This window comes from Bacillus sp. N12A5, assembly GCF_026790125.1.
Classification (GTDB): Bacteria; Bacillota; Bacilli; order Bacillales; family Bacillaceae; genus Bacillus.
Map to the genome: position 1 here is coordinate 1 of NZ_JALAMR010000031.1, position 653 is coordinate 653.

Consider the following 653-nt stretch of genomic DNA (forward strand, 5'->3'; position numbering starts at 1 on the left):
GCCCCATGTCAATTAACGGTTCGATTGAGATTAATAAACCGGCGAGCGCAACAGGCATATTTAATGATGATAAAACAAGAAGCGCCGCGAAAGTCGCTCCGCCGCCAACTCCGGCAACACCAAAAGAGCTGATGGCAACGACTGCGATAACTGTGATGATAAACACCGGGTCAAACGGGTTTTGGCCGATCGTCGGGGCAATCATCATCGCCAGCATCGCAGGATAAATGCCGGCGCATCCATTTTGGCCGATCGAAAGACCGAATGAACCGGCAAAGTTTGCGATTCCTTCCGGCACACCCATGCTTCTCTGTGTTTTAATATTCAGCGGCAAAGCACCCGCGCTTGACCGTGATGTAAATGCAAATACAAGTACAGGCACTGCTTTTTTCAAATAAACAATCGGATTCAAGCCGCTGAGCGTCAGCAGCAGCAGATGAATAATAAACATTGTGATTAACGCGGCATAAGACGCAATCACAAACATTCCCAGTTTTAGAATGCTGTCAATATCACTCGTCGCGATCGTTTTTGTCATAATGGCGAGCACCCCGTAAGGCGTCAGTCTCAAGATAAGGGTGACAACGCGCATGACAATGGCATAAACGGCATCAACCAGTTTTTTAAATGTTTCTGCCTGTTCCGGCTGTTTA

At 47.6% G+C, this 653-nt stretch carries 1 pseudogene; it reads right to left on the bottom strand.

Annotation, left to right across the window (positions count from 1 at the left end):
* Positions 1-653 (bottom strand): annotated as a pseudogene (gene tcyP / locus MOC09_RS19975) (L-cystine transporter TcyP); the annotation flags it as partial.